Raw genomic sequence first — 6,337 nt, 5'->3', positions numbered from 1 at the left:
TTCAGAGTATTTTTATGTTAAAGAATTATAAATTATATAGTTTATAGATGATTTATAATTCTAGCTATCCTAAGCTTAAAATATTTAGCCAACACGTTTCTAGAGTAAACAGCCTAGGTTTAGGTCGTTTGAGCAAAGTAAATTTTTACTATAAAATTGATTTTGCTTGAATTGGTGTTGATAATATAACAGATGTTTTAGTTGAACCTATTTTCTTTATAGAATCTATAACAGCTTCAAGCTCGTACATATCTTTAACAATAACTTTTAAAACTGAACAGTCATCACCTGTTATATGGTGACATTCTACTATTCTAGGATCTTGACGAGCATCTTCAATAAATGCTTCGTACTTATTGCTAGGTAAAGAGATATGAATAAAAGCTTTTATAACTCTTCCTAAAGCATCAGGATTTACTATAGCTTTATATCCTTCTATAATACCAGCTTCTTCTAATCTCTTAACTCTTTCTGAAACAGCCGGAGAAGTTAGTCCAACTATTTTACCTAAATCTTTCATAGAAACTCTACCATCTTTTGCAAGATGTCTATAATTCTGTGATCTGTAATATCCATGTTTTAATCCCCCTTGAGTAAGATTATGTAAATATAATTTTACATTTCAATATTTTAAAGAGTGTATATTATTGTCCTAAAATAAATGTTAATTTAAGCTATTTTACACAGATTTTTTAGAATCAATCATTTGAGCTTTTAAGTTCCAAAGGTTTTCAGATAAATCAACTTTATAAGTTTGTGGATTTGATATTCTTCTATATTCTTCCCATAAAGTATTAAGCTCATTTTTTGTATAATCTCTTATTTCCATAACGCTTTTTCTTTCATGTTTACATTTACCATTTATAAATAAAGGCTTATGAAGCTCTTTAATCCTATAATTTTCAAATGTTTTAGTTTTCCAAGTATAAATTGGATGGAATATAGTCAAAGGTTTAGATTCATCAATAACTTCATCATAAGCATAATTAAATCTGCTTCTGCCTTATTATTTTTATTGTATATTCTAACTACTTTTTTATATCCTGGATTATTTATTTTTTCTGGATCTTCAGATATTTTAATTTTTGGCTGGATGATATCACCTTTATAAGATGCAGCTAATTTATAAACACCACCAAGAGACGGTGAATCAGCTGATGTTATTAATTTTGTACCAACTCCCCAAGAATTAATAGCAGCACCTTCAGATTTTAATGAAGTTATAGTATATTCATCTAAATCATTAGAAGCTGTAATACGAACATCTGAAAAACCTTCTTTATCTAAAACCTTTTTACATTCTTTAGATAAATATTGAAGATCACCAGAATCTAACCTAATACCTGATGGTTTGTAACCGTTTTTTTCTAAATCTTTAAAGATTTTTATAGCATTAGGAAGCCCACTGTTTAATACATTATATGTATCTACAAGTAATAGACATTTATCAGGATAAATATCAGCATACGCTTCAAAAGCCTCTAATTCAGTATCAAACTTTTGAACCCAACTGTGAGCATGAGTACCTATTAAAGGTATATCAAATAATTTACCTGCTAATACGTTAGCAGTTGCTGAGCATCCCCCTATCATAGCAGCTCTTGCACCATAGGTACCAGCATCAGGACCTTGAGCACGACGTAGACCAAACTCAAAAACAGGGTCTCCTTGTGCAGCAAAGCAAACTCTAGACGCTTTAGTTGCTATAAGTGATTGGAAATTAACAATTGTAAGCAAAGCAGTCTCTATAAGTTGAGCTTGGTATAGAGGTGCTTTTACAGTAAGAATAGGTTCATTAGGGAACATAATAGTTCCTTCTTCAACAGAATATATATCACCTGTAAATTTAAAATCTTTTAAAAAAGTTAAAAATTTATCAGAAAAAAGTTTTAAACTTTTTAAATATTCTAAATCTTCATCTGAAAAGTGAATGTTATTTATATATTCAACAAACTGTTCTATACCACAAACTATAGTATATCCACTGTTGCAGGCATTTTTCCTAAAAAACATATCAAACACAACAATATCTTCATGAACATTTTTTTCAAAATATCCATTTAACATCGTAAGTTGATATAAATCAGTAAGAAGTGTTAAATTTCTCATTATATTTCTCCTTAATAATAAAATTTATAAAAGACCCCACATATATACTAAAACACAATATAGTACAACTTTCAAGTATAAAGTATAACCCACCTATCATAAAATTACTTAGAAGGGAGGAGATTAAAATAGGAAGAATATGGTTTTATATGCTTGCTATCGGAATAATAGGAAGTATATTTTCAAATAATTTAGGAGAATTAAATAAAGTTATTTTAAATGAAGCATCTCATGGAGTTGAATTTGCTATAAGTTTAGCAGGAGTAATGGCTCTTTGGATGGGAATAATGGGTATTGCTAAAGACTCAGGACTTATAGAAAAAATAGGGCAAAAACTAAACCCACTTATGAGAAAGTTATTTCCATCAGTTCCTAAAGGACATAAGGCAATGTCTTATATGGTAATGAATATAGCTTTAAATATGGTAGGAGCAGGTAACGGAGCAACTGCATTTGGATTAAAGGCAATGAGTGAACTACAAACTCTAAATCCTAAAAAAGATACAGCAAGTAACGATATGGTAATGTTTATGGTTATAAATATATCTTCAATCCAACTAGTTCCATTTACAATGCTTAAAATAAGGATGGATTTAGGCTCACAAAATCCATCAGAAATTATAGTTACAACATTATTTGCAACAGCAATTTCAACAATAATTGCTATAGTAACTTGTAAGTTATTTGAATCTAGAAAAAGGAGGTATAGATAATGGAGTTATTCTCAAATATACTAGTACCCCTTATAATGTTGTACATAATAGCATATGGTAAGTATAAAAAAATAGACATATATGATAGTTTTGTAAAAGGCGCAATAGAAGGTCTTAAAGCTGCATGGGATATAGTACCGTACATAATTGGGATATTTTTAGCAATAGGTATATTTAAATCTGGAAAAGGTATTGAAATGTTAGAATTTATATTTTCTCCAATAGCGCAATTATTTAGTATACCAAAGGAATTAATAGGGTTAATAATAGTTAAGCCATTATCAGGAAGTGGCGCTTTAGGAATGTATACTGAACTTGCATCAAGGGTGGGGATAGATACAACAATAGAACAAATGGGAGCTACAATAGTAGGAGCATCAGAGACAATATTTTATACAATGGCAATATATTATGGTAGTTTAAAAATAAAAAATACAAGGCATACACTAAGTTGCGCTATGATTTGTCATATAGCAGGAGTTATAGCATCTGTATTTATCTGCTACGTTTTGCTTACATAAAATTAAAAAATAAATTTTAAAAAAGATATTGACAATTTTAAATAATAGTCTATAATTATACTAAATTAATAAAAAAATTCGATGAAAAAGAGAGTAACTTTAGTCAGATTTTCAGCGAGCTGGGGTTGGTGTGAGCCTAGCAAAGATGATTATAGTGAAGAGAGCTTTGGAGAAGATTACTTGAAGTAATAGTATGGTAATCGGTTTGCCCGCCTTAAGGGATAGAGTGGATAAGATTACTTATCAATAAGAGTGGTAACGCGGAATACTTCGTCTCTTGGTTTTTATAACCAAGGGACTTTTTTAGTTTCTAACTATTAAGTTTAAGCAACGAACCTGGCTTTAAAGGTCGTTGGCGGTATGAGCGAAGCTAATTTTATATTTAGTATCTTATCAATAAGAGTGGTACCACGAGTTAATTCGTCTCTTAGCATTTATGCTAAGAGGCTTTTTTATTTTAAAAACTTAAGAGAAGTGAGGGAAACCTAGTATATTTAGATAGTTTTATTATCAATTAATAATCAATTACAAATGGGAGGTAATATTATGAAAAATTTAAAGAAATCAATTATAGTAGCTTTATCAGGAGTATTAGCTTTAGGAGTGATAGGATGTAGCTCATCAAAAAAAGTGTCAAATGAAAATAAATCATCTACACAATTAGAACAAATAAAAGAAAAAGGAAATTTAGTAATAGGAACAAGTGCTGATTATCCACCATATGAGTTCCATAAAGTAATAGATGGAAAAGATGAAATAGTTGGATTTGAAATGGAAATGGCAAAAGAAATAGCAAAAGAACTAGGAGTAACATTAGAAATAAAGGATATGAAATTTGACGGATTACTGCCAGCTTTAAAATCAGGAGTTGTAGATATGGTAGTTGCAGGTATGAGTCCAACAGAAGAAAGAAAAAAAGCAGTTAACTTTACAGATATTTATTACAATGGGGAACACACAGTTTTAGTTAATAAAGAAAATTTAAATAAATTTAATTCAATAGAAAGTCTAAAAGATATGAAAATAGGGGTTCAAAAATCTAGCTTACAAGAACAAATAGCAACAGACATATTAAAAGCAACTAATATAAAGGGATTAAGTAAAATATCAGATGTAGTTTTAGAATTAAACAATGGAAATGTTGATGCGATAGTTTTAAGTAAAGAAACAACTAAAGGTTATTTAAAACAATATCTAAATATAGTAGATGCCAATATTGATTTAGGTAAAGGGAATACAGAAGGTTCTGCAATTGCTATTAATAAAACTGAGGATATGTCTTTAGTAGGAGAAGTGAATAAGGCAATAAATAAATTAGTTAAAGAAAATAAAATAAATGAGTTTGTTGAAAAAGCTACTAAGTTAGCTCAATAAAAGGCATTATGGAGGTACAAATAAATGGATTTTGGATTTTTAAGTGAATACTCTAAGTATTTTATAGATGGAACAAAAGCAACAATTGGATTATCAGCAATTACTTTGATTTTAGGCTTTATGTTAGGAATAGTAGTTTGTTTGTTAAAAATATCGAAAAGTAAAATATTAAAATTTATAGCAAGTTCGTATATTGAATTTTTAAGATGTACACCTTTACTAATACAAATATCAATAGTTTATTTTGGATTTCCTGGGCTAGGTATAGAGTTTCCTAGTATAGGACCTTTATCATCTGAATTTGTAGCTGCAATATTTACTTTATCTATAAATTCAAGTGCTTATATAGCTGAAATATTAAGATCAGGAATACAGTCAGTAGATAAGGGACAGATGGAAGCAAGTAGATCGTTAGGATTCAATTATTTTATGAGTATGAGATATATAATAATACCTCAAGGTTTGAAAAACTCTCTACCATCATTAGTTAATGAATTTATATCTTTAATAAAAGAATCTTCAATAGTTTCAGTAATTGGGATACCAGATTTAATGTATAAGGCAGATGTGGTAAGGGGAACAACTTACCTAGCATTTGAGCCTTTAATAGTAGCAGCTTTAATATATTTTGTACTTACATTTAGTCTATCGAAGCTAGTTGGACTACTTGAATATAGACTACACAACAAGACATTAAAGAGCGTAGAAGTATTTAATAAAAAGAATGAAGTAGTAGACGTAGCTTAAAAGGAGGTTATATATATGATAAAAATACAAAATATCAAAAAAAATTTGGTAAATTAGAAGTATTAAAAGATATAAATTTAGAAATAAAAAAAGGTGAAATAGTAGCAATACTTGGACCAAGTGGGTCAGGAAAAAGTACATTGTTAAGATGTATAAATTTATTAGAAAAACCGAATGATGGAAATATATTATTTATGGGTAATAATATATTAGATAAGAAATGTGATATAAACAAAACTAGAGAACATATAGGTATGGTTTTTCAAAACTTTAACTTATTTCCAAATATATCAGTATTAGATAATATAGCATTAGCACCAATGAAATTAAAAAATATTTCTAAAGAAGAAGCTAAAAGAGAAGCACTAGTTTTATTAGATAGAGTGGGTCTTAAAGATAAAAAAGATTCATATCCAGACCAATTGTCAGGAGGACAAAAGCAAAGAATAGCTATAGCAAGAGCTTTAGCTATGAAGCCAGACGTAATGTTATTTGATGAACCAACATCAGCACTTGACCCAGAAATGGTAAAAGAAGTATTAGATGTTATGAAAGAATTAGCAAATGAAGGAATGACAATGGCAGTAGTGACACATGAAATGGGATTTGCAAAAGAAGTAGCTAATAAGGTTGTATTCATGGATGAGGGGTATGTATTAGAGGAAGGCAATCCTAATCAGGTATTTAATAATCCAAGTCATATAAGAACTAAACAATTTTTGGATAAAGTTATATAGTTTTGATTACAAAACCATAGACATTAAAAAGAATATATATTATGATATAAGTACTATTTCATACAGTAATGCATATAGTACTTATAAATAAAATGCTACTGTATAAGATATTAAAAATAAGTAAAAACTAATATTA

At 28.8% G+C, this 6,337-nt stretch carries 6 protein-coding genes, 2 pseudogenes and 1 other annotated feature; of the genes and pseudogenes, 5 read left to right on the top strand and 3 right to left on the bottom strand.

The features are described 5' to 3' along the window. Window positions 1–148: 148 nt before the first annotated feature. From JWF52_RS19640 to JWF52_RS06240, 3 genes and pseudogenes are all read right to left on the bottom strand, one after another. Complete coding sequence (locus JWF52_RS19640; RefSeq protein WP_353654885.1) at window positions 149–421, bottom strand: Lrp/AsnC family transcriptional regulator; 273 nt, start codon at window positions 419–421, stop codon at window positions 149–151. Between the two features lie 24 nt (window positions 422–445). Next, a pseudogene (locus tag JWF52_RS19635) lies at window positions 446–538 on the bottom strand (AsnC family transcriptional regulator); the annotation flags it as partial. A gap of 141 nt (window positions 539–679) precedes the next feature. Then, window positions 680–2,109: pseudogene (locus JWF52_RS06240) on the bottom strand (nicotinate phosphoribosyltransferase). A gap of 149 nt (window positions 2,110–2,258) precedes the next feature. Between JWF52_RS06240 and JWF52_RS06235 the strand changes: the two are divergent. The 5 genes from JWF52_RS06235 (at window position 2,259) to JWF52_RS06215 (ending at window position 6,201) form a co-directional block, all read left to right on the top strand. Next, window positions 2,259–2,822 carry a nucleoside recognition domain-containing protein gene (locus JWF52_RS06235; RefSeq protein WP_208332580.1) on the top strand — a complete coding sequence of 188 codons (564 nt, stop codon included), beginning with the start codon at window positions 2,259–2,261 and terminating at the stop codon, window positions 2,820–2,822. Next, entirely contained in the window at window positions 2,822–3,343 is a 522-nt protein-coding gene (locus tag JWF52_RS06230; protein WP_208332578.1) for a spore maturation protein, read from the top strand. Before JWF52_RS06235 ends, JWF52_RS06230 begins: the two co-directional genes overlap by 1 nt. 72 nt (window positions 3,344–3,415) lie before the next feature. Then, window positions 3,416–3,624: a binding site (T-box leader), on the top strand. Between the two features lie 265 nt (window positions 3,625–3,889). Next, entirely contained in the window at window positions 3,890–4,717 is an 828-nt protein-coding gene (locus tag JWF52_RS06225; protein WP_286184023.1) for a transporter substrate-binding domain-containing protein, read from the top strand. Window positions 4,718–4,741: 24 nt separating this feature from the next. Continuing rightward, a complete protein-coding gene (locus JWF52_RS06220) occupies window positions 4,742–5,464 on the top strand; it encodes an amino acid ABC transporter permease (protein ID WP_208332574.1) in 723 nt (240 codons plus the stop codon). A gap of 11 nt (window positions 5,465–5,475) precedes the next feature. After that, on the top strand, window positions 5,476–6,201 hold the full coding sequence (locus tag JWF52_RS06215; protein ID WP_208332589.1) for an amino acid ABC transporter ATP-binding protein: 726 nt from the start codon (window positions 5,476–5,478) through the stop codon (window positions 6,199–6,201). Window positions 6,202–6,337: the final 136 nt, after the last annotated feature.

Source organism: Clostridium sp. CCUG 7971 (assembly GCF_017590215.1).
Taxonomy (GTDB): Bacteria; Bacillota; Clostridia; order Peptostreptococcales; family Peptostreptococcaceae; genus Faecalimicrobium.
The sequence above is the reverse complement of the archived record's forward strand: the minus strand, read 5'-3'. Positions and strand labels throughout refer to the sequence as shown.